The organism is Pseudomonas sp. rhizo66, assembly GCF_031931925.1.
GTDB lineage: Bacteria > Pseudomonadota > Gammaproteobacteria > Pseudomonadales > Pseudomonadaceae > Aquipseudomonas.
In genome coordinates, this window is record NZ_JAUJWZ010000009.1 from 54,508 (window position 1) to 75,859 (window position 21,352).

The following is a 21,352-nucleotide window of genomic DNA, read 5'->3' on the forward strand; positions in this document are numbered from 1 at the left end:
TGAAAGCTTCGAGCATGGAGATGCTCACTGAGTCGGCGCAAGCGCGCATCGAGTCGCAAGGTGAAGTGCAGGCCGCCGGCATTCGCCAGCAGTTCATGGACGCCTATCAGTACGGCCACGGCTTTTCGCGGCAGGTGCTGTTCCTGCGCGAGCAGGCCGAGAAGCGTTTCCTTGATGCCTTCGACCTGCGCGAAGACATGACCCGCCAGGTCAAATCGGCGCTGCAAGCCAATCCTGACCTGCTCGGCCTGTCGCTGGTGTTCGAAGCCAATGCGCTGGACGGCAAAGATGAACTGTTTGCCGGTCAGGCTGAACTGGGCAGCAACGACAAGGGCCGGTTCGCCCTGTATTGGTCGCAACCGACGCCGGGCAACGTCACCTCGATGGCCCTGCCGGAAAGCGACATGACCGACACCAGCACTGGCCCCAGTGGTCAGGCGGCCAACGCCTGGTTCACCTGCCCGCGCGCCACGCTCAAGCCGTGCGTGATCGAACCGTACTTCTATGTGATCGACGGGCAAAAAGTGCTGATGACCAGCATCGTCTTCCCGCTGATGGTCAACGGCAAAGTCATCGCCTCGCTGTCGGTCGACATCAACCTCAACAGCCTGCAAGCAATCAGCCAGGGCGCGAGCAAGAAGCTTTATGACGGCCAGACCGCGGTGAGCATCATCAGCCCTGCCGGCCTGCTCGCCGGCTACAGCCCGGATGCTGGCAAACTCAGTCAGCGTCTGGATGCCGTCGACAAGCTCAGCGGCGCCGAACTGTTGAGCAAGCTCGCCTCCAGCACCAGCGTCAGCAGCCTGCACAGCAACGGCCAGTTGAAAGTGCTGTCGCCGTTCCAGCCGATTCCCGGCGGCCCATCGTGGGGCGTGTTGCTGGATGTGCCGGAAAAAGTCCTGGTCAGCCGCGCCGAAGCGCTCAAGCAACAACTGGATGCGAGCAACACCTCCGGCACCTTGATCGAATTGAGCCTCGGTGTGTTGGCCGCATTGGTCGGCCTGCTGCTGGTGTGGCTGATGGCGCGCAGCGTAACCAGACCGATCCTCGGTGTGGCGCACATGCTGGAAGACATCGCCAGCGGCGAAGGCGATCTGACTCGCCGTCTGGCCTACGACAAAAAGGACGAACTCGGCCAGTTGGCCGGTTGGTTCAACAAGTTCCTCGACAAGTTGCAGCCGATCATTGCCGAAGTGAAACGCTCGGTGCAGGACGCGCGCAACACCGCCGACCAGTCCTCTGCCATCGCCACTCAGACCAGCGCCGGCATGGAACAGCAATACCGCCAGGTCGATCAGGTCGCCACCGCGTCCCACGAGATGAGCGCCACCGCGCAAGACGTCGCACGCAGCGCCGCGCAGGCTGCCGAGGCCGCCAAGGATGCTGATCGCGCGACCCGTCAGGGCCTGACCGTGATCGATCGCACCACGGCGAGCATCGACACCCTCGCTGCCGACATGAGTGCGGCGATGGTGCAAGTCGAAGGGCTGGCGGCCAACAGCGAGAAAATCGGCGCGGTGCTGGAAACCATTCGGGCCATCGCCGAACAGACCAACCTGCTCGCGCTCAACGCCGCGATCGAAGCGGCCCGTGCCGGTGAAGCCGGACGTGGCTTTGCCGTGGTCGCCGACGAAGTGCGTAACCTCGCCCGCCGCACGCAAGAGTCGGTGGAAGAAACCCGTCAGGTCATCGAGCAACTGCAAACCGGTACGCAGGATGTGGTCGGTTCGATGGGCAACAGCCATCGTCAGGCTCAGGGCAGTGTCGAACAGGTTGGCCAAGCGGTAACCGCGCTGCGTCAGATCGGCGATGCGGTGACGGTAATCAGTGACATGAACCTGCAGATTGCCAGTGCCGCTGAAGAGCAGAGTGCGGTGGCCGAGGAGATCAATAACAACGTGGCGACGATCCGCGATGTGACCGAGTCGTTGTCCGGACAGGCGAATGAATCGGCGCGGGTGAGTCAGTCGCTCAATAGCCTGGCGAATCAGCAGCAGAGTTTGATGGATCAGTTTCGGGTTTGATTCGCAGGTTGTGGGGTGTCAGTGGGATTCCCCCCTCACCCCAGCCCTCTCCCCCCAAGGGGGCGAGGGGGAAAGGGAGCCGATCTCCACGCCATTCAAAACCTGAGTTCGGCTCCATATTTCAGATCACGATGATGCTTTCAAACCCTGAGTTCGGCTCGGTATCTCACGTCGGTGTACCTCGAACACACACCTCGGTCAGTCCCCTCTCCCTCCGGGAGAGGGCTAGGGTGAGGGGCTTTTAGAGGCTCACCGCCGAGGCAACTCGATCACCACTTTCAACCCGCCCCACTCACTCTCGCCCAACACCAGCAACCCGCCCCACGTGTCGACGATGTCGCGCACAATCCCCAGCCCCAAGCCATGCCCATGGGTCTGCTCATCCAGCCGCGTGCCCCGGCTGAACACCTCAGTGCGCTGCTCTTCGGGAATCCCCGGGCCGTCATCTTCGACGCTCAGGGCAAAGCCATCCGAACGTTCGATCACGCTCAGGCGCACTTCGGCATCCGCCCACTTGCAGGCGTTGTCCAAGAGATTCCCCAGCAATTCGAGCAAATCCTCGCGATCCCACGGCAGTTGCAATCCCGCCGGGGCGACATAGCTCAGCGCCAGATGCTCGCCGTGAATCATGTTCAGCGTCGCCAACAATCCCGGCAGTTCCGCATCACAATCAAACAACGCACCCGGCAGCGCATCGCCGGACAGCCGTGCACGGTTCAACTCGCGATTGAGCCGCTGCTGCACTTGCTCCAGCTGCTCCTTGAGCACCTTGCGTAACTCGGGATGCGCATCGAGTTTTTCGCTGGAGGCCAGGCTCAACAACACCGCCAGCGGCGTTTTCAACGCGTGCCCGAGATTGCCCAAAGCATTGCGTGAACGCTTGAGGCTGTCTTCAGTGTGCGCGAGCAAATGGTTGATTTGCGCCACCAACGGCTCGAGTTCCACCGGCACCTGATCATCCAGTTGCGAACGCTGGCCCTGCTGCAATTGCGCGATCTGTTCGCGAGCCTTTTCCAGCGGTTTCAACGCACGGCGCACGGTCAATCGCTGCAAGAACAAAATCAACAACAACGCCGCCAGACCCAGGCCGAGGCCGATCTGGCGCATGCGCTGGAAGCTCTCGCGCACCGGCGTGTAGTCCTGCGCGACGCTGATCGAAATCGACTGGCCCAGACGCCGATAATCCGAGCGCAGCACCAGCAACTGCTGACCGTCCGGCCCCAGTTGCAGATTGCTGTGCAGACCGGGATGGTCGAGCAGCGGCAGGTCCTGATCCCACAACGAGCGCGAACGCCAGTGGCTGTCGGCAAAATCGATGCGGAAATAGTGCCCGGAAAACGGCCGCTGATAAGCCGGCGACAGATGCCGTTCATCCAGCTGCAAACCTTGCGGGCCACGCACTAACGCGACCAACAGACTCTCACTGTCGTTGCGCAGGCCAGCTTCGAGGTAGCGCTGCAAACCCACCTCGAACAACCACAGGCTGGTTTGTGCGACCACCACGCCAACGACCACCATCACGCTGATCAGACCCAGGCTCAAGCGGCGCTGGATCGACCTCACGAAGCTTGCCCGCCGAACAGGTAACCCTGGCCGCGACGGGTTTCGATCACGCTTTTGCCGAGCTTGCGCCGCAGGTGATTGACATGCACTTCGAGGACGTTGGAATCGCGCTCGGTTTCACCGTCGTAAAGGTGTTCGGCGAGGTGGCTTTTAGAGAGGATCTGCTCCGGGTGCAGCATGAAATACCGCAGCAGGCGGAACTCGGCGGCGGTCAGTTGAATATCGGCGCCGTCGCGCACCACGCACTGGCGGCCCTCATCCAGATGCAGGCCGGCTGCCTGCAATGTCGGCTGATTGGCCTGGCCTTTGGAACGGCGCAACAGCGATTGAATGCGCAACTGCAACTCTTCGGGGTGGAACGGTTTGGTCAGGTAATCATCGGCACCGGCCTTCAGACCTTCGATGCGCTCGGCCCAGGAGTCGCGCGCGGTAAGGATCAGCACCGGAATCGCCAGACCGCCGGCGTGCCATTTCGCCAACACCTCAAGTCCCGGCACACCCGGCAGGCCAAGGTCGAGAATGATCAGGTCATACGGCTCGCTGCTGCCTTGATACAGCGCATCACGTCCGTCCGCCAGCCAATCCACCGCGTAACCTTGCCGTTGCAGGCTGGCGAGCAATTCGTCGGCCAGCGGTACGTGGTCTTCCACCAAAAGCAAACGCATCGATCAATCTTCCTTGTCTTTCACAAGTTCACCGGTATCGGCCTTCAAGTGCAGCTCACGGGCGACACCTTCGACGGTCAGCAACTCGACTTCATAAATGTAGACGTCGTGTTTTTCTTCCAGCTCGACTTCCAGCAGTTTTGCGCCGGGATAGCGATCCATTGCCTGCTGCAGCACCTGCTCCAGCGGCAAGATCACGCCCTTCTCACGCAGACTCAGAGCCTCGTCCTGATCGAGGTCGCGAGCCATTGCTGACGAGCAGAAAATCACCAGCGCCAATGCCGTACGGCGGGTGGCGCGAACATTAACCTTCATTACTTTTCCTGATGATCCTTGAGAACCTGCCCAGTCACCGCGTCTAATTCCAGATCCCACTCCAGCCCTTGAGGATCACGCATTTCGATCTGGTAGGTGTACTTGCCGTACTCCGCTTCCAGCTCGGTTTCAGTGATCGTCGAACCCGGGTGCTTTTCCAGCGCCGTGGCGTTGAGCTTCTCGAAGGAGACGATAGTACCAGCGTCGCGCAGACGCAGGGCTTCGTCGGGGCCGAGATCGCGGGCGTGGGCGAGGTTGGCGGTGAAGCCGATGATCGCGGCAGTGGACAGGGCAGTCAGGGTTTTCATGGGGTCTCCGTATTTTTATGTGTTGCTTTACGGTGGGCACCTTAGCGGGATGAACTTAACTGAAACTGAATTGCCATCATTGCCCCAGCTCCTACAGGATTTTGTAACATGTGCTTATAATTGTTCGCTTGCTAACGATCGAGACCGGTATGACCGCCATCCACATCAAATTCCCCGCCCTCACCCTCAAGGCCGGCCCGCGTGCCATGGCGCGCATTCGTGCCCAAGGCTTGAATGCCGCCGACGTCGGCACCCTGCCCGGTGCTGCCGGTGGGCCGAAGGCGTTGGGGATTCAGGGGCTGGATCTGGCGTTGTTCGGTGAATGGCTGCCGAGTGCACCGCGTGAGCGTTCGCTGATCGGCGCTTCGGTCGGTTCCTGGCGCTTCGCCAGCGCTTGCCTGCCAGACGCTGCAGAAGGCATTCGCCGCCTCGGTCATCTCTATGCCGAGCAAAACTTCAACAAAGGCGTGACCATGGCCGAGATCAGTCAGAGCTCGCAGCGCATGCTCAATGACCTGCTCGACGGCCGCGACGCGAGCATCCTCGACAACGCGCATTACCGCCTGAACATCATGGTGGTGAAAAGTCAGGGACGTCTGGCTGATGACCATCGTGGTCGACTGGGCCTGGCACTGGGCTCGGTGATCGCCGACAACTTGCGCGGCCGCGCGCGTCTGTCGCGACACTTCGAACGCTTGATCATCCACGACCCGCGCCTCGCACCGCCGGTAAATGCACTGAACGACTTCCCGTCGCGCTTCGTCGCGCTGAATGCCGGCAACCTGCGGCAGGCCCTGCTCGCCTCGGGGTCGATCCCGATGGTCATGGAAGGTGTGCGTGATTTGCCGGGCGCCGGTGCTGGCACTTTCCGCGATGGCGGGCTGCTCGACTATCACCTCGACCTGCCCTACAGCGGCGACGGCATCGTGCTCTATCCACACTTCACCGACCGGGTGATTCCGGGCTGGTTCGACAAGACCCTGCCATGGCGCAAGGCCTCGGTGGAGCGCTTGCAAGACGTTCTGCTGCTCGCTCCGTCCAGGGAATATCTGGCGCGCCTGCCCTACGGCAAACTGCCTGACCGCAACGACTTCAAGCGCTTTATGGGCGATGCGCCGAGCCGGCAGAAATACTGGCACGCGGCGATGGACGAGAGCCGTCGCCTCGGCGATGAATTCCTTGAACTGACTGCCAATGGTCGCCTCGCCGAGCGCTTGCTGACCCTTTAGTCAGCACGGCCAAACACAAGCTGGTAAACTCGCCGCCTGCCCGAATCGCTGCGGCGAACGCCATCTGAACAGAGCCGAAAATACTGTGGAAATCTTCAAGGAATTTACTTTCGAATCCGCCCACCGCCTGCCGCACGTCCCGGACGGCCACAAGTGCGGGCGTCTGCACGGTCACTCGTTCAAAGTGGCGCTTCACCTCAGCGGCGACCTCGATCCGCACACTGGCTGGATCCGCGACTTCTCCGAAATCAAGGCGATTTTCAAGCCGTTGTACGAGCGTCTGGATCACAACTACCTGAATGACATTCCCGGCCTGGAAAACCCGACCAGCGAAGTGCTGGCCAAATTCATCTGGAATGAAATGAAGCCGTTGCTGCCGGAACTGAGCGCGATCCGTATTCACGAGACCTGCACCAGCGGTTGCATCTATCGCGGCGAGTAACCTGGGAGAGATCTCCCTTGTAGGAGCTGCCGAAGGCTGCGATCTTTTGATCTTGATCTTAAAAACAAAGATCAAAAGATCGCAGCCTTCGGCAGCTCCTACAGAGAGATTGGTGTTTTGTCCGGGAAATAAAGAACAGCCTTCACGGCTGTTTTTTTACGCCTATGCTTTTCGGCTCCGACCCCGCCAAGAGGACAGGCCCATGACAGACTGGCTGCTGGATCAGGTCTTTGACTTCAACGGCCGACAAGTTCGCTACGCCATACGCGGCGACGGCCCACCGCTGGTATTCGTGCATGGCACGCCGTTTTCGTCATACGTGTGGCACCGGATCGCACCGCACTTTTTCGCCACGCATCGCGTGTACTACTTCGATCTGCTGGGCTACGGGCGTTCCGAACAGCCCGACGCCGACGTCTCCCTCAGCGTGCAAAACCAACTGCTGGCGCAACTGCTCGATCACTGGAATCTAAAGTGCCCTGACGTCGTCGCCCACGACTTCGGCGGCGCCACTGTGCTGCGTGCACACCTGCTCAACGGCAAGGATTACCGCAGCCTGACCCTGATCGATCCAGTGGCATTGTCACCTTGGGGTTCGCCGTTCGTGCAGCATGTGCGTCAGCATGAAGCGGCGTTCAGCGGCCTGCCCGATTACATCCAGCGCGCCATCGTGCCGACCTATATTCGCGGGGCGATTCACCGCGAGATTGCCGATGAAGAGCTGGCGCCCTACGTGCAGCCGTGGCTGGGCGATCCGGGGCAAGCGGCGTTCTATCGGCAGATTGCGCAGATGGATGAGCGCTATACCCGTGAAGCGGAAAGCTTGTATCCGACGATCCGCTGCCCGGTGCAGATTCTCTGGGGTGAGCAGGATCAGTGGATTCCCATCGAACGTGGTCGTGCGTTACAGCAGATGATCCCGGGGGCACGATTCCACCCGATCCCCGACGCCGGCCACCTCGTTCAGGAAGACGCCCCCGAAGCCATTGTCGCCGCCCTGCTGCGCTTTCTCTGACCCAACACCTATCCACCTGTAGGAGCTGCCGAAGGCTGCGATCTTTTGATTTTGCTTTTTAAAACAAGATCAAAAGATCGCAGCCTTCGGCAGCTCCTACATTGGGCCTCGGTCTGTTCAGGTGCACTGTTTTCGCGCCTGCCGACGCGACTCGTCTATACATAACCCGCGCCACCCGGCATTTGGCACGACCACTGCAACCCTCCCCCGCGTCTCCTCCATTCCAGCAAGGACCGCCCCATGACGCAGAACGATCCCGGCAACGATTACCCGCTCAGCGAAGTCCCCATGCATGCGCGCAAAGGCCTGGCCTCCACGGCCATGGTCTTGCTCGGCTTCACGTTTTTCACCGCGACCATGTTTGCCGGCGGCAAGCTCGGTGTGGCGTTCAGTTTTGGCGAGATGATGGCGGTGATTGTCGTCGGCAACCTGCTGCTGGGTTTGTATGCGGCGGGTCTGGGTTACATCGCCTTCAAAAGCGGCCTCAACTCGGTGTTGATGGGACGCTTCTGCTTCGGCGAAGTCGGCAGCAAGCTCAGCGACCTGATCCTCGGTTTCACCCAGATCGGCTGGTACGCCTGGGGCACGGCCACGGCTGCCGTTGTGATCGGTAAATATTTCAATCTCGACGAAGGCACGGTGCTCGGCTTGATGGTGCTGTTCGGTCTGCTGTTCTGCGCCACGGCTTATGTCGGTTATCGCGGACTAGAGATTCTGTCGTACATCGCGGTGCCGGCGATGATGTTATTGCTAATGCTGTCGATGTGGGTGGCGACGGTGAAAGTTGGCGGGTTCGAGGGTTTGCTCAGCGTCGTACCAAGCGGTTCGCTGGACTGGTCGACGGCGATCACCCTGGTGTTCGGCACCTTCGTCAGCGGCGCAACGCAGGCGACCAACTGGACACGTTTCTCACGTTCGGCGCGCGTGGCGGTGCTGGCCAGCCTGATTGGTTTTTTCATCGGCAACGGTCTGATGGTGCTGATCGGCGCATACGGCGCCATCGTCTATCAACAGCCGGACGTGGTGGAAGTGCTGCTGTTGCAAGGCTTTGCCATGGCCGCGATGGCCATGCTGTTGCTGAACATCTGGAGCACCCAGGACAACACCATCTACAACTTCGCCGTCGCCGGTTGCAACCTGCTGCGCACCGGCCGGCGCAAAACCGTGACCCTTGCCGGTGCGGTGATCGGCACCCTGCTCGCGCTGCTGGGCATGTACGACATGCTGGTGCCGTACCTGATTCTGCTCGGCACGGTGATTCCGCCGATTGGCGGGGTGATCATGGCGGACTTTTTCTTCCGTTGGCGCGGGCATTATCCGCGTCTGGCCGACGCACGGTTGCCGGCGTTCAACTGGCCGGGCCTCGGGGCTTATGCAGTCGGCACCGTCGCTGCGTTCAGCTCGCCGTGGGTCGCGCCGCTGGTAGGGATCGCCGCTGCCGCGCTAACGTATGTCATCGTCACCGGCGTGCTCGGCGCTCGCCGCGCCAGCGCGCCACTACAAGATCTATAAAAAAGGATTCGCCTGATGCACATCATCAACGCCCGTTTGCGCAACCAGGAAGGTCTGCACGAATTACACCTCGAAGACGGCCTGATCCGCAGCATCGCCCGGCAGACCGAAGCGCCGACCCTTGGCCCGGGTGACCTCGACGCCGGCGGCAATCTGGTGGTGCCGCCCTTCGTCGAGCCGCACATTCACCTCGACGCCACCCTCACCGCCGGCGAGCCGCGCTGGAACATGAGCGGCACGCTGTTCGAAGGCATCGAGTGCTGGGGCGAACGCAAGGTCACCATCACCGAAGAAGACACCAAGACCCGCGCCAAGAAAACCATTCAGGCGCTGGCCGCTCACGGCATTCAACACGTACGCACCCACGTCGACGTCACCGACCCGCAACTCACCGCGCTCAAAGCCATGCTCGAAGTGCGCGAGGAAAGCCGTCACCTGATTGATCTGCAAATCGTCGCGTTCCCGCAGGAAGGCATCGAGTCGTTCCGCAACGGTCGCGAGCTGATGGAAGAAGCGATCCGCATGGGCGCGGACGTGGTCGGCGGGATTCCGCATTTCGAGTACACCCGCGATCAAGGTGTGAGTTCGGTGAAGTTCCTCATGGACCTGGCCGAGCGCACCGGTTGCCTGGTCGACGTGCATTGCGACGAAACCGACGACCCGCATTCGCGCTTCCTTGAAGTGCTCGCCGAAGAAGCACGCAGTCGCGACATGGGCGCGCTCGTCACCGCCAGCCACACCACGGCGATGGGTTCTTACGACAACGCCTACTGCGCCAAACTGTTCCGTTTGCTCGGCCATTCCGGGATCAGCTTTGTCTCCTGCCCGACCGAGAGCATTCATCTGCAAGGACGTTTCGACAACTTCCCGAAACGCCGGGGCGTGACCCGTGTGAATGAACTGCTCGAAGCGGGGATGAATGTGTGTTTCGGTCAAGATTCCATCGTCGACCCGTGGTATCCACTGGGCAACGGCAACATCCTCCGCGTGCTTGAGGCCGGATTGCACATCTGCCACATGCTCGGTTATCGCAACCTGCAAAGCGCGCTGGATCTGGTTACCGACAACAGCGCCAAGGCCATGCACCTGGGCGAGCGTTATGGCCTGGAACAGGGGCGCCCGGCGAACTTGTTGATCTTGTCGGCGGACAGCGATTACGAGGTGATCCGCAGTCAGGGGCTGCCGTTGTATTCGATTCGCGGTGGCAAGGTGTTGATGAAGCGGCAGATGCCGGTGGTGGAGTTCGTCTGAGGTACCGACATCGGCGTCCTTGGGGCGCCGACTGGCACTCTTCAATAAAGAACACTTGATCGATCGTGTGCAAGGTTATGGTTGGCGAGACTTTTATCGCCAAATAATCGAGCAAACCTGTCAGATCTGACAGGCGACACACGTTACGAACAGACTCACAGTGTCCTCTGGAATCAACAGATTCAGGAGGACAACCATGAAGCGCCTTTTACTGTTCACCCAGGTTTTATGGCTTTGCCTGACGCTAAATGTGACCTTCGCGACGAACGCCACGATGCGAAATGGCAGCGGCGAAGAAATCATGCTCCAGGGCTTTCACTGGAATTCCAGCCGTAATGCCGTAGCGTGGTACTCCGTTCTTGCACAACACGCGTCCACGATCAGCGGCGACGGGTTCACGCTGATCTGGTTGCCACCCGTCTGGACTGACACCTCCAGCTGGAGCGAACCGACTGGCAAATCCGGTGGTGGCGAGGGCTATTTTTGGAGCGGCTTCGACAAAAACAGCCGTTATGGCAGCGATCAACAACTCAAACAGGCCGCGGCGGCACTCAACACTGCCGGTGTTAAAGTCGTGTACGACGTGGTGCCCAATCACATGAATGACGATAGGGTCAACCAGTCCATGTTTCCCCGAGGGAGCAATGAATGGCGCCATGATTGCCTCCAGTGTGATGAGGGCGATGCATTCATGGATGGCGCGGCAGACCTGAATACTGCCAACCCCAAGGTTTTCAATGCGTTCAAGAACGAATTCATCAATCTGCGTGACAACTATGGTGCCCAGGGCCTGCGCTTCGATTTCGTTCGAGGTTACGCTCCGGAGACAATCGACCGCTGGATGAACGCTTTTGGCAGCCAGCAGTTCTGCGTCGGGGAAAACTGGAAAGGCCCCGACGAATATCCGCAAGGTGACTGGCGCCGTTCAGCCAGTTGGCAGGATGTACTCAAGGACTGGTCTGATCGTTCGCACTGCGCGGTGTTCGATTTTGCTCTCAAGGAACGCATGCAAAATGGCTCTATCGCCCAATGGCGCCACGGCTTGAATGGCAATCCGGACCCTGCCTGGCGTGCGATTGCGGTAACGTTCGTTGACAATCATGACACCGGCTATTCGCCCGGCGCCAATGGCGGCCAACATCATTGGGCGCTGCCCGATCCGCTGGTCAATCTGGCTTACGCCTATATCCTCAGCAGCCCCGGAACGCCGACGGTCTATTGGCCGCATATGTACGATTGGCAGCGCGACCAGCTGATCCGTCAACTCATCAAACTTCGCAAACATGCTGCTATCCGGGCCGACTCGCCTATCCGCTTCAACACCCAGTATTCGGGGCTGGTGGGGACCACTTCAGGAGCGCGTGGCACGCTGGTGATAGCGCTCAAATCCGACCTGCAACGATTGCCCGAAGGCATGGGGGTACCGACGCTGACCTGGGACAACGGTGATATTCGCATCTGGAGCACACCCGTGCAGTCTGCAGCAGTCAACATTAGCCTTCATTGCGACAATGCTAACCCGCAATCCGGTGAAGGGGTTTACGCCGTTGGCTCATCACTGGAGCTGGGGGCGTGGGATCCGCTGCACGGGATTGCGCTGACTTCCGCCGGCAATCGCTGGAGCACGAACATCGAAGTACCAGGGCAGCAGGCGCTCGAATGGAAATGCGTTGTGCGCGGACAGAATGGTTCGCCGGTCTACTGGCAACCCGGCCCGAACAATTCGTTCACCAGCGGCGATGTCAGCGACACAGCCGGACGTTTTTGATTACGACTTGTCGGCGCTCACCCTGCACACGCTGGCAAGGTACTCGCCTCCGAATACTGATCGGGCATCGACACAGCTGGAGTCTTTGCGATTGAGGCATCCGTAAACTGTAAGAACTAACAGGTTCGCGCCCGCAAGCATTGAGCTAAGGTGTGAAGGCCGCCATCGCAACGGGCCGCACCCCCTACCGGATGTACGCTTTTTCATGCTGAAGTTCGTGCGTAGTTGATCAGCCGCCATCCTCATTTGCTTGAGGATTTTTCATGAACAACAAACCTTCGCCCATGGCCACGCTGTACCACGGAGGCCGACATATCTTTACCGAACTTGTACCCGATGGCGGCGCTCGACTAGATGCGCTGTTTCACACCGTGCCCGCCCTGGGCGAGTTGGCAGTGGGTGTGGTTTACGGGCATTTGCATGCGCGCCCCGGCCTCGATCCGCGTTTGCGTGAAGCAGAGTCGTTTGCAGCAATCGTCGCCTCGGGGATGGTCGGCCCGCCGCTGAGTGTGCACTTAAAGACAGGCCTGGCCTCGGGGTTGGCGCCCGGTGAAATGACCGAAGTGCTGTTGCAGGCGTCGGCATTCGCGGGGTTTCCTCGGGCGGTCAGCGCGGCGGAGCAACTCAATCGACTGTTCGAGGAAGCCGGCCTGACCTCACCGCCCGCACCGACACCCCGTGAAATCGCGCTGTCCTTCTGTGAGCAAGTGCGCGCCGGGCATGCACCGATTCCTGTCAGTGCAGCGGTCAAACGCCAGTTGAAACATGCGGGGCGACTGGCGGTGCAGGCCAGTTCGGCACAATCGGTGCTGGTTGAATGCTTTGAGGTTGAACCGTCGCCACTGGCACTGCTGCGGTTGACGGTACAGGGTGATCAGGTGATGTCGGTGACTTTGTTCAAGGCTCACTGACGGGCTAACTCTGAGGGCCTCATCGCTGGCAAGCCAGGCTCCCACAGGGTTTTGTGTGAACACATTATTCGTGCCCACCTGAATCCAATGTGGGAGCGAGCCTGCTCGCGAAGAGGTCGGCACATTCGGCATCATCGCGTCAGACAGACCGCTTTCGCGAGCAGGCTCACTCCTACAGGGTTATGTGTTTGAACATACTATTTGTGTTCACCACAAAACCCTGTGGGAGTCTGGCTTGCCAGCGATGGCGGTTTTGAATTCAGTCCATCAACCGCGCCGTACCGAACAGTCTGACGCGCAGCAATTCTCCGTGCGCTTCTTCGAGCAAAATCGGCGCCGTACCTCCGGGCATGACCACTTGCACTTCTCCTGCGGCAACCCAGCCCACCCGCCACGCCGCCGATGCCACTGCACTGGCGCTGGTGCCGGATGAGGCGGTCGGCCCTTCGCCGCGCTCGAACACTCGGGCGAGGATTTTCTGTGGTGACTCCAGCACCGCCCATTGCAGATTGACGCCGGCCGGGCATGGATCTCCGGCCCCGGTGGGCAGGGCGTAGGCGATGTCGGTCAACCCTTCGTTCAGCGGTGATTCACGCATTTGCTCGTTGCTCGGCAAAGTCGATGCATCGCTGAGCAGCGTTACGCAATGCGGGTTGCCGATACGCACAAACTGGCTGTGTACCCAGGCAGGTTCAAGTTGTGCCAAGGGTTGGACGTGACTCACGTCCTGACCGTTGAACGCAATGCCTTCAACGGCCTGTGCACCGACGGCATCCGGCCCGAAACCGGGTTGGCCGAGATCAAGCCAGAAACCTTGAACACCGTCGACTTCAGCCGGTTTCACCAACGTTGGCAGCGCGTCGCCCTTGTCATGATGCACGCGCAACAACGCGCCCTCCTCCGGCATCAAGCCTTGCTCGGTCAGCGCCTGCGAGAAAATCGTCAGGCCATTGCCACTGCGCTCGGCGAGGGTGCCGTCGGTGTTGACGATCAACACGTCGAACGGCGGCGATGCCTGGAACGGGCCGATCAGCAGGCCGTCGCTGCGGTGGGATTTGCTGTTTGCCGGGCGTTGGCCTTCGGGCCAGTCACAGCAGAGTTTGATCGCAGCCCTGCTCCACGACTGACGCGAAGCCGCGCATTCAGTGGCGCTGGCGGGCAAAGCAATGCCCTCTGCGCGCAGCGCTTGCGCAGACACCACGCCATAAATATTGCCCCGTGCATCGTAGAATTGCGTCATCAGTGTTTGTCCCTGTCGCCGAAGAAGGCCACTGTAAAACGCAATCCCTTGTGGGAGCGAGCCTGCTCGCGAAGGCAGTGTGTCAGTCGATATATTTTGCGCTGACACTGCGCCTTCGCGAGCAGGCTCGCTCCCACAGGGTAGGATGTTGTCTTTACCTCCTCGAAAGATTGGCGATCGAACCTCGTCGCCGTATCACTGTCATTCGGGGACGCGATGTTTTTTGCCAAGGATCGATATGACCAGCCTCAACCCCCAAGACACCTTCGTCCCCGGACGCCTGCAACAGATGTCCACGCGCATCGCCTTTTTTATCGCCGGACTCGGTATCGCTGCGTGGGCGCCTCTCGTGCCATACGCCAAGGCGCGCGCCGGACTGGATGAAGGCACGCTGGGGTTATTGCTGTTGTGCCTCGGGGTCGGTTCGATTCTGGCGATGCCACTGGCGGGGATTCTGGCCACACGTTTCGGCTGTCGTCGTGTCGCTACCGGCGGCACGTTGTTGATCTGCGCGGCGCTGCCGTTGCTGGCAACGGTGTCGTCGATCCCGGCGCTGATCGCCACGCTGTTCATGTTCGGCGCTGGCCTGGGCACGGTGGACTCGACCGTAAACCTGCAAGCGGTCATCGTCGAACGCGCCAGTGGCAAGAACATGATGTCGGGCTTTCACGGTTTGTTCAGTCTCGGCGGGATTGTCGGCGCGGCGGGTGTCAGCGCCCTGCTCGGCCTTGGCTTGACGCCACTGGCGGCGATGTTGGTAGTGGTGGTGGTATTGATCGCGGCGCTGTTCAAGTGCGTTCCGCACATGCTGCCTTACGGCAGTGAAAGCTCTGGACCGGCGTTCGCCATCCCCCACGGCATCGTGCTGTTTATCGGCGGGATGTGCTTCATCGTCTTTCTCACCGAAGGCGCGGCGCTGGACTGGAGCGCGGTGTTTCTGGCGCAGGAGCGCGGGATCGACACCGCTTATGCGGGATTGGGATACGCGGCGTTTGCCCTGACCATGACCGCCGGACGCCTGATGGGTGATCGCATTGTGCGGATGGTCGGTGCAACGCGGATCATTCTGTTTGGCGGTCTGTTGGCCGCGGCAGGTCTGTTTCTGGCGACGTTTGCACCGAACTGGGAAGCGGCACTGGTCGGCTATGCGCTGGTCGGCGCCGGCTGTTCGAACATCGTGCCGGTGCTGTACACGGCGGTGGGCAAGCAGACGGTGATGCCGGAGAGCATCGCGGTGCCGGCGATTACCACACTGGGTTATGCAGGGATTCTGGCGGGGCCGGCGGTGATCGGCTTTGTGGCGCATGCCAGCAGTTTGAGTTTTGCCTTTGGCTTGATGGCGGTGTTGTTGGTCGCGGTGGCCATTGGCGGCAAAGTCCTGAAAGTCTGAAAGCTCCGCGAGCAGGCTCGCTCCCACAGAACCTCAGTGATCCATGTGGGAGCGAGCCTGCTCGCGAAGAAGCTGATGCGGTCTATCAGAAACCTACACTGGCCTGCACAAAGAACGTCCTCGGCGCGCCGACATACATCCCCGAGTTGTTGTCGCTGGAGCGAGTGAAGTACTGCTTGTCGAAGATGTTCTTCACCCCGGCGCCCAGTTTCAAATTCGACACCTGCGGCCCGAAGTCATAACCCCCACGCACGTTCCAGGTCACATAACCCGGGATGTCGCCATACTGCCCGTCCGCCGTGCCTTCGGTGATGTAGTTGCCGTTGAAACTGCCGTCGGCATTCACACCGGTGCCCGGCGAGCGCTGTTTCGATTGAGCGAAACCGTCGAGGTTGTAGGTCCAGCGGTTGATGTCATAGCGCAAACCGACCGTTGCCACCTGACGCGAATAGAACGGCAGATCACGCCCCTTGAAGCCCGGAATCTCACCTTCGTAGGTCGCACGGGTGTAGGTGAACCCAGCGTTGGCGGTCAAACCGTCGAGGCGTGGATCGAGCGCCGCCATGTCGTAATGCACAGAGGCTTCGATGCCCTGGTGCTTGGTCGCGCCGAGGTTGGTCCAGCCCACGTCGTTGCTGATGTATTGCAGTTCGTCGTCGAAGTCGATGTAGAACAGCGTCACTTCCCCGCCCCACACGTCATCGTTGTAGCGCGTGCCGATCTCGTAGGTCTTGGCTTTTTCCGGCTCCAGACCATTGGCGGTCTGATCACCCGAGCCGCCCTGACCGAGCTGGAAATACTGCAGGCTGCCGAACGAGGTTTCGTAGTTGGCGAACAGTTTCCACGCGTCCGACAGGTGATACATCACGCTCAGCGCCGGCAACGGTTCGTTGCTCTCGATGCTGCGGTTTTTCGCCTGTACCGGTCTGCCGGCGGTGTCGAGCACGGCGCGGTCATGCCAGTCGGTGCTGATGTGTTCGAAGCGAATGCCGGGGGTGATGGTCCAGTTGCCGACATCGATTTTGTTGTCGAGGTAGACCGAGTTGGCCTCGGTGCCACCCGTGCGGTCCTGGAACACATGGCCGTCGGAGGTCGGCGTGAGCACCGGCTGGTTGTTGACCAGCGCCACGCGGCTCGACGACTCGTGCATCGCCTCTTTCAGGTAGCGATAACCGACGCTGACTTCCTGCGTGGTCGGGCCGACATCGAAGACCCGCGAGACCCGAGGCTCGATACCCAGCGTGTAATACGAACGCGGGTATGAGCTGAGGGTTTTCTGGTCGCGGGCGGCGATGGTGCTGCCACGGAAACTGTCGGTGTAATAGGTGAGGATTTCCGCTTGAGTGCGCTCGTCGATCTGACGGATCCACTTGAACGACACGTCTTTGCGCCGGCCGGTGAACTGGTCGTAGTCACGCACCGAGTCGTACGGTTTGTCGTCGTACTGCTTCTGCGTCAGACCGCCGGGCATGTCGGCCGTGGCGTCGTAATAATGGAAGTTGAGGCTGAAATCGTCCTGATCGGTCGGCGCCCAGTGCGTCTTGAGCAGCACGTCGTCGATGTCGTTGCCGTTATTGCGCTCGCGGTAGCCGTTACCGTTGACACTCGAATACAGCAGCGCCACGCCCATGCCGTTGTCGGCGGTGCCGCCGAGGAACGCGGTATCGATGTGTTTCCAGCCACCGTACTGGGTGGTTTCCAGGGTGGTGCCGATTTCACCGGTGGCTTTTTCCGGGATCGCGCGGGTGACGAAGTTAATCACCCCGCCGACGTTCTGCGGCCCGTAACGCACCGAACCGGCGCCACGTACCACGTCGATGCTGTCGAGGTTGCCCGAGGAAATCGGCGCCATCGACAGTTGCGGTTGACCGTACGGGGCGAACGCCGCCGGCACGCCGTCGATCAGCACCGTGGAGCGCGGCGACAGGCGCGAGGTCAGACCGCGCACACCGACGTTGAGGGAAATATCGCTGCCGCCGGTGCCGTTGGAGTCCTGCACCTGCACGCCCGGTACGCGCTTGAGCACATCGCTGACGTTCATCGCGCCTTGTTCGACCATGGCTTCGCGGCGAATCACTGTGCGCGCGCCGGGGTGGTTCTGCACAACGGCGGCATTGGCATCGCCGAGCCAATCACCTACTACTTTGATGTCGGTGACGCCCAATTCCAGCGGGCCATTGCCGGCGGTGGAAGTTGCGGCTGGCGACAGCGTCACCGAACCTTCATTGATCTGATAATCCAGACCGCTGCCCTGCAGCAATTGTCGCAATGCCTGCTCCGGCGAGATATCACCGTCGACTGCCGGCGCCTGTTTGCCGGCGACCAGATCCGGGCTGAAAAATACTTGCAGCGATGTCTGCTGGCCCAGTTCGCTCAGGGCCTGCCCCAGTGGCTGCGCACGGATATGAATGGCTTCAGCGGCGAACGTCAGCGGCACGGCAGCGTTGACCGCCAGCGCGAGGGCCAGCGGCAGCCAAGGGGATTTTTTGTTGTTGGCAGTGGGTTTGTTCACGTCGTACGTAGTCCTGTGGATCGCAAGAGTGTGCGGCTGTTAATGCAAACCAGTTGCAGTTGAACAGGAAGACGATGAACTCGAAAAAAACCTGAATTTTATTTTGCGATTATTTCCTGACTGCCATCGGCGAGGGTGCGAACGGCCACCGGCAGGATGCTCGGCAAGGCTTTGAGCAAAGCATCTGTGTTGTCGGCGTTAAACACGCTGGTCAGGCGCAAACCGGCCACGCTCGGATTGGCCACGGTCAACGGTTTCTCGCGATAACGCGAGACTTCGGCGGCGACTTCACTGAGGCTGGCGTTGTTGAACACCAGTTTGCCGCTGCGCCACGCCGTCAGCTGCGCCGGGTTGACCGCATAGGCTGCGGCGACTTTGCCTTGCGCATCGACATCAGTGCCGAGACCGGCGGTCAGGCTGATGAACTGACTCTCCGGCGCATCGCGGCCCTGCACGTTCACCGTGCCCTGCTCCACCGCCACGCGGGTTTGCGTGACATCGCGGCGCACATCGAAACGCGTGCCGGTGACCGTGACCTTGCCACTGCCGGCCTCGACCACGAACGGTCGCGAAGTGTCGTGCGCGACGCTGAACATCGCCTCACCTTCACTTAACTCGATCAGGCGCCGATCCTGTTCAAAGCGCACCAGCAAGCGGCTGCGGCTGTTCAGATCGATCACCGAACCGTCCGGCAGCGCCACATGTTTGCGCTCGCCCAGCGCCGTGACGAACTCGGCGCGGTAGCCGCCCGGATGATTCAAACCACTGAACAAGCCCAGCCCGAGCGCCACCGCCAGCACACTGGCAGCCACGGCATAACACAGCAACGGACCACGTTTGCGGCGCCTCGGCGCGGTTTCAACAAGGGCTTTGAGGCGCGGCGCCGGGAGCAAATCGGCGGCCGACCACAAGCCCTGCAGCAACTGGAATTCGTCACGGTGCTGCGGATGTTCATTCAGCCAGGCGTCGAAGCGCTGCTGCTCGTCGACACTGACGGCCGGCTCCTGCAATCGCACAAACCAGCGAGCCGCGTCATCGCGCACCGTTGTTTGCCCGCACGCGCAAGCACGCGTATCCATCATGGAATGTCCTGTTTGGCCGGGAATATAAAGACACACAGCCCCCTGTAGGAGCTGCCGAAGGCTGCGATCTTTTTGCCATGATGCACATTCACGATTGCAAACCGTCCAGTCGATCACGCAAATGGCGCAGGGTGCGGATCATATACTTTTCGACCATGTTCTTGGACAGCCCCAGGCGTTCGGCGATTTCGGCCTGGGTCAGGCCTTCGATCTTCTGCCAGACAAAGATCTTGCGGCAATTGACCGGCAGCTCGCCGAGCGCCCGCTCGATGGAGTCGGCCAACTGGATCGCATGCATGTAATGCTCCGGGTCGCCGGACGACGACACACTGTGATCGACAGCCTCCGACTCCATAACGCCGCGCCGATCCTCCCGCCGATAGCCGTCGACCGCAATATTGCGCGCGGTCTGGTGCAAATACGCCCGTGGCTGCTGCACCGCCGCCGAATCCGACTCAAGCACGCGCACAAAGGTATCGTGCGCCAGATCCTCGGCCTGCGCGCGATTGCGCAGGCGACGAGTCCAGGTGCCGATCAACTCTTCGTAGTGCTCGAAAAAGCCGGGTCTGCGGGGACGCATGGGGGTTTGGACGGCATGTTGAGGAAAGGGGCGTGAATAGTAATGCTTCGTATTAAGGCGAAGCAATGCATTCCTTGCGGTACCGACGAAGTCGACCGATCGTTATCGCCAAACCCAAAAAGCCTCTTCCAAAAAGGCAAGAGGCTTTGAACGATCTGTCAATTTCAAGCGGCCTGGTCGTGAAAATCCCGAGCGGTGTTTGCAGCCTGTCGCTGACGTGCAACCATCAACGCGACAAAGCTCACCAGCGCCGCCGCTAGCAGGTAGTACGCCGCCATCATCGGATCACCGGTGTGGCGATACAGCAAGGTCACCAGCGTCGGGGTAAAACTGCCGAACAGCACCACCGAACTGGCGTAGGCCACGCTGATGCCGGTCGAGCGCACGGCCACCGGGAATAACTCCGCCAACGCCGCCGATGCCGGTCCGGCGTACAGCACCATCAGCATCGCGAGACCCGCCTGCAACAGCATCAATCCGCTGTCCTGCGGATTTTGCTTGAGCGCCAGGAATGCCGGATACGCAAGCAGCAACACCCCCAACGCCCCGAGCAGCATGACGTTGTAACGCCCCCAACGATCCGACAACCAACCGCCCAGTGGACTGAGCAAAGTGATGAAACCGACCAGGGTGATGCCGTAATAAGCCTTGCCGGCGTCTAGATTGAGCATGGCTTGGGCGTAAGCCGGCATGAAGTTGATCAACTGGGTGCACACCGTCCACAGGGCAACGAATGCAATACCCAGCACAAGGCTGCGCCAGTGCTGGAGGATTTCTTTCGCCGGTACTTCGATACCCTGTCGGGCATGTGCCTGAAATGCACTGCTTTCGTCGATGGTGCGACGCACATATACACCGACGAAGTAGATCAGTACCCCCAGGACAAACGGCACACGCCAACCCCAACTACCCAGTTGCTCAGGCGTCAAAGCGGTCGCCAGAATGCTCGCGAACAGGCCACACAATAAAAACGAGCCGGCTTGTGCCACCTGCTGGATCGAGGTGAAAAAGCCTCGCCGCGAGGCCGGTGCCGATTCGCACAAGTAGGCCAGCGCGCTGCCAATCTCGCCACCCGCCGCCAGCCCTTGAACAATCCGCGCCGCCACCAGCAGCACCGTGGCGCCATAGCCCAGCACGCTGTAGCCAGGACAAAAAGCAATCAGCACAGTGCCGAATGCCATCATGTTCATGGTCAGGATCAGCGCTTTCTTGCGCCCGTGGCGATCGGCGTAGCGGCCGATGAGAAACGCGCCAAGCGGTCGCGCCACAAAGCCCACCGCCAGGGTGACGAAGGTCGCCAACAGTGACATCAGTTGATCCTGGGCGGGAAAAAAAGTCTTGGCGATGTGCAGGGAAAAGATCGCGAACAAGGTGAAATCGAACCATTCCAGGGTCGTGCCTATTCCTACAGCCAGCAGTATCCTGCGCTGCTGCCGCGGCGAATCCGTATGCTTCATGGCGATGCTCTTCCAGACGTAGACGCGCAGGCCCGCGCGCACGAAATGCTTGGGTGCGGATAAGCACCAGACCCGTTCAGGCCTGGTG

General features: G+C 60.5%; 18 protein-coding genes and 1 pseudogene. 10 read left to right on the plus strand and 9 right to left on the minus strand.

The genetic code is table 11. The annotated features are described in order from the left end of the window. Nucleotides 1-1,019: 1,019 nt before the first annotated feature. Both QZR14_RS28065 and QZR14_RS28070 read left to right on the plus strand, forming a co-directional pair. Nucleotides 1,020-1,166 (plus strand): annotated as a pseudogene (locus QZR14_RS28065) (HAMP domain-containing protein); the annotation flags it as partial. Nucleotides 1,167-1,268: 102 nt separating this feature from the next. Continuing rightward, nucleotides 1,269-2,024 carry a methyl-accepting chemotaxis protein gene (locus QZR14_RS28070; protein ID WP_371857720.1) on the plus strand — a complete coding sequence of 252 codons (756 nt, stop codon included), beginning with the start codon at nucleotides 1,269-1,271 and terminating at the stop codon, nucleotides 2,022-2,024. A gap of 249 nt (nucleotides 2,025-2,273) precedes the next feature. Here the strand turns inward: QZR14_RS28070 and QZR14_RS12765 are convergent, their stop codons facing one another. Genes QZR14_RS12765 through QZR14_RS12780 form a run of 4 tightly spaced genes read right to left on the minus strand, consistent with a single transcriptional unit; the run spans nucleotide 2,274 to nucleotide 4,875 of the window. Beyond that, nucleotides 2,274-3,587 carry a sensor histidine kinase gene (locus tag QZR14_RS12765; RefSeq protein WP_250606885.1) on the minus strand — a complete coding sequence of 438 codons (1,314 nt, stop codon included), beginning with the start codon at nucleotides 3,585-3,587 and terminating at the stop codon, nucleotides 2,274-2,276. After that, nucleotides 3,584-4,252 (minus strand): response regulator transcription factor, encoded by a 669-nt coding sequence (locus QZR14_RS12770; protein ID WP_311996748.1) that lies wholly within the window; start codon nucleotides 4,250-4,252, stop codon nucleotides 3,584-3,586. The genes QZR14_RS12765 and QZR14_RS12770 overlap by 4 nt, the downstream gene beginning before the upstream one ends. Nucleotides 4,253-4,255: 3 nt before the next feature. Further along, nucleotides 4,256-4,567, minus strand: coding sequence for a PepSY domain-containing protein (locus QZR14_RS12775; RefSeq protein ID WP_250606887.1), 312 nt, complete (start codon nucleotides 4,565-4,567; stop codon nucleotides 4,256-4,258). After that, entirely contained in the window at nucleotides 4,567-4,875 is a 309-nt protein-coding gene (locus tag QZR14_RS12780) for a PepSY domain-containing protein (protein ID WP_250606888.1), read from the minus strand. Before QZR14_RS12780 ends, QZR14_RS12775 begins: the two co-directional genes overlap by 1 nt. Nucleotides 4,876-5,024: 149 nt before the next feature. On the opposite strand from QZR14_RS12780, the gene QZR14_RS12785 reads away from it, so the two are divergent. The 7 genes from QZR14_RS12785 to QZR14_RS12815 all read left to right on the plus strand — a co-directional run bounded on the left by QZR14_RS12785 (nucleotide 5,025) and on the right by QZR14_RS12815 (nucleotide 13,003). Next, complete coding sequence (locus tag QZR14_RS12785; RefSeq protein ID WP_250606889.1) at nucleotides 5,025-6,104, plus strand: patatin-like phospholipase family protein; 1,080 nt, start codon at nucleotides 5,025-5,027, stop codon at nucleotides 6,102-6,104. An 85-nt stretch (nucleotides 6,105-6,189) separates the two neighbouring features. Continuing rightward, nucleotides 6,190-6,546 (plus strand): 6-carboxytetrahydropterin synthase QueD, encoded by a 357-nt coding sequence (queD, locus tag QZR14_RS12790; RefSeq protein WP_007915588.1) that lies wholly within the window; start codon nucleotides 6,190-6,192, stop codon nucleotides 6,544-6,546. A gap of 202 nt (nucleotides 6,547-6,748) precedes the next feature. After that, nucleotides 6,749-7,561 carry an alpha/beta fold hydrolase gene (locus QZR14_RS12795; RefSeq protein ID WP_311996749.1) on the plus strand — a complete coding sequence of 271 codons (813 nt, stop codon included), beginning with the start codon at nucleotides 6,749-6,751 and terminating at the stop codon, nucleotides 7,559-7,561. A 240-nt stretch (nucleotides 7,562-7,801) separates the two neighbouring features. Continuing rightward, a complete protein-coding gene (gene codB / locus QZR14_RS12800; RefSeq protein ID WP_311996750.1) occupies nucleotides 7,802-9,073 on the plus strand; it encodes a cytosine permease in 1,272 nt (423 codons plus the stop codon). 15 nt (nucleotides 9,074-9,088) lie between these two features. Beyond that, nucleotides 9,089-10,324 (plus strand): cytosine deaminase, encoded by a 1,236-nt coding sequence (gene codA / locus QZR14_RS12805; protein WP_311996751.1) that lies wholly within the window; start codon nucleotides 9,089-9,091, stop codon nucleotides 10,322-10,324. A 196-nt stretch (nucleotides 10,325-10,520) separates the two neighbouring features. Beyond that, the gene (locus QZR14_RS12810) at nucleotides 10,521-12,092 is read left to right on the plus strand and encodes a glucan 1,4-alpha-maltotetraohydrolase domain-containing protein (RefSeq protein ID WP_311996752.1); all 1,572 of its coding nucleotides are present in this window, start codon (nucleotides 10,521-10,523) and stop codon (nucleotides 12,090-12,092) included. A gap of 263 nt (nucleotides 12,093-12,355) precedes the next feature. Next, a complete protein-coding gene (locus tag QZR14_RS12815; RefSeq protein ID WP_311996753.1) occupies nucleotides 12,356-13,003 on the plus strand; it encodes a carboxymuconolactone decarboxylase family protein in 648 nt (215 codons plus the stop codon). Between the two features lie 259 nt (nucleotides 13,004-13,262). Here the strand turns inward: QZR14_RS12815 and QZR14_RS12820 are convergent, their stop codons facing one another. Then, entirely contained in the window at nucleotides 13,263-14,243 is a 981-nt protein-coding gene (locus tag QZR14_RS12820; protein WP_311996754.1) for a diaminopimelate epimerase, read from the minus strand. A gap of 238 nt (nucleotides 14,244-14,481) precedes the next feature. On the opposite strand from QZR14_RS12820, the gene QZR14_RS12825 reads away from it, so the two are divergent. Then, complete coding sequence (locus QZR14_RS12825) at nucleotides 14,482-15,633, plus strand: MFS transporter (RefSeq protein ID WP_311996755.1); 1,152 nt, start codon at nucleotides 14,482-14,484, stop codon at nucleotides 15,631-15,633. 85 nt (nucleotides 15,634-15,718) lie between these two features. Here the strand turns inward: QZR14_RS12825 and QZR14_RS12830 are convergent, their stop codons facing one another. The 4 genes from QZR14_RS12830 to QZR14_RS12845 form a co-directional block, all read right to left on the minus strand. Beyond that, complete coding sequence (locus tag QZR14_RS12830) at nucleotides 15,719-18,145, minus strand: TonB-dependent siderophore receptor (protein ID WP_311996756.1); 2,427 nt, start codon at nucleotides 18,143-18,145, stop codon at nucleotides 15,719-15,721. Nucleotides 18,146-18,243: 98 nt separating this feature from the next. Next, nucleotides 18,244-19,227: a FecR family protein gene (locus tag QZR14_RS12835; RefSeq protein WP_311996757.1), complete on the minus strand. Its 984-nt coding sequence runs from the start codon at nucleotides 19,225-19,227 to the stop codon at nucleotides 18,244-18,246. Between the two features lie 88 nt (nucleotides 19,228-19,315). Beyond that, the gene (locus QZR14_RS12840; protein WP_311996758.1) at nucleotides 19,316-19,807 is read right to left on the minus strand and encodes a sigma-70 family RNA polymerase sigma factor; all 492 of its coding nucleotides are present in this window, start codon (nucleotides 19,805-19,807) and stop codon (nucleotides 19,316-19,318) included. 164 nt (nucleotides 19,808-19,971) lie between these two features. Continuing rightward, on the minus strand, nucleotides 19,972-21,264 hold the full coding sequence (locus QZR14_RS12845; RefSeq protein ID WP_311996759.1) for an MFS transporter: 1,293 nt from the start codon (nucleotides 21,262-21,264) through the stop codon (nucleotides 19,972-19,974). Between the last annotated feature and the right edge of the window lie 88 nt (nucleotides 21,265-21,352).

What these genes read in the sequence shown, in the direction of transcription:
- QZR14_RS28070 (WP_371857720.1), top strand. Translation starts at nt 1,269, where the DNA reads ATGGAACAGCAATACCGCCAGGTCGATCAGGTCGCCACCGCGTCCCAC.
- QZR14_RS12770 (WP_311996748.1), bottom strand. Translation starts at nt 4,252, where the DNA reads ATGCGTTTGCTTTTGGTGGAAGACCACGTACCGCTGGCCGACGAATTG.
- QZR14_RS12775 (WP_250606887.1), bottom strand. Translation starts at nt 4,567, where the DNA reads ATGAAGGTTAATGTTCGCGCCACCCGCCGTACGGCATTGGCGCTGGTG.
- QZR14_RS12780 (WP_250606888.1), bottom strand. Translation starts at nt 4,875, where the DNA reads ATGAAAACCCTGACTGCCCTGTCCACTGCCGCGATCATCGGCTTCACC.
- QZR14_RS12785 (WP_250606889.1), top strand. Translation starts at nt 5,025, where the DNA reads ATGACCGCCATCCACATCAAATTCCCCGCCCTCACCCTCAAGGCCGGC.
- QZR14_RS12795 (WP_311996749.1), top strand. Translation starts at nt 6,749, where the DNA reads ATGACAGACTGGCTGCTGGATCAGGTCTTTGACTTCAACGGCCGACAA.
- codB (WP_311996750.1), top strand. Translation starts at nt 7,802, where the DNA reads ATGACGCAGAACGATCCCGGCAACGATTACCCGCTCAGCGAAGTCCCC.
- codA (WP_311996751.1), top strand. Translation starts at nt 9,089, where the DNA reads ATGCACATCATCAACGCCCGTTTGCGCAACCAGGAAGGTCTGCACGAA.
- QZR14_RS12810 (WP_311996752.1), top strand. Translation starts at nt 10,521, where the DNA reads ATGAAGCGCCTTTTACTGTTCACCCAGGTTTTATGGCTTTGCCTGACG.
- QZR14_RS12815 (WP_311996753.1), top strand. Translation starts at nt 12,356, where the DNA reads ATGAACAACAAACCTTCGCCCATGGCCACGCTGTACCACGGAGGCCGA.
- QZR14_RS12820 (WP_311996754.1), bottom strand. Translation starts at nt 14,243, where the DNA reads ATGACGCAATTCTACGATGCACGGGGCAATATTTATGGCGTGGTGTCT.
- QZR14_RS12825 (WP_311996755.1), top strand. Translation starts at nt 14,482, where the DNA reads ATGACCAGCCTCAACCCCCAAGACACCTTCGTCCCCGGACGCCTGCAA.
- QZR14_RS12835 (WP_311996757.1), bottom strand. Translation starts at nt 19,227, where the DNA reads ATGATGGATACGCGTGCTTGCGCGTGCGGGCAAACAACGGTGCGCGAT.
- QZR14_RS12840 (WP_311996758.1), bottom strand. Translation starts at nt 19,807, where the DNA reads ATGCGTCCCCGCAGACCCGGCTTTTTCGAGCACTACGAAGAGTTGATC.
- QZR14_RS12845 (WP_311996759.1), bottom strand. Translation starts at nt 21,264, where the DNA reads ATGAAGCATACGGATTCGCCGCGGCAGCAGCGCAGGATACTGCTGGCT.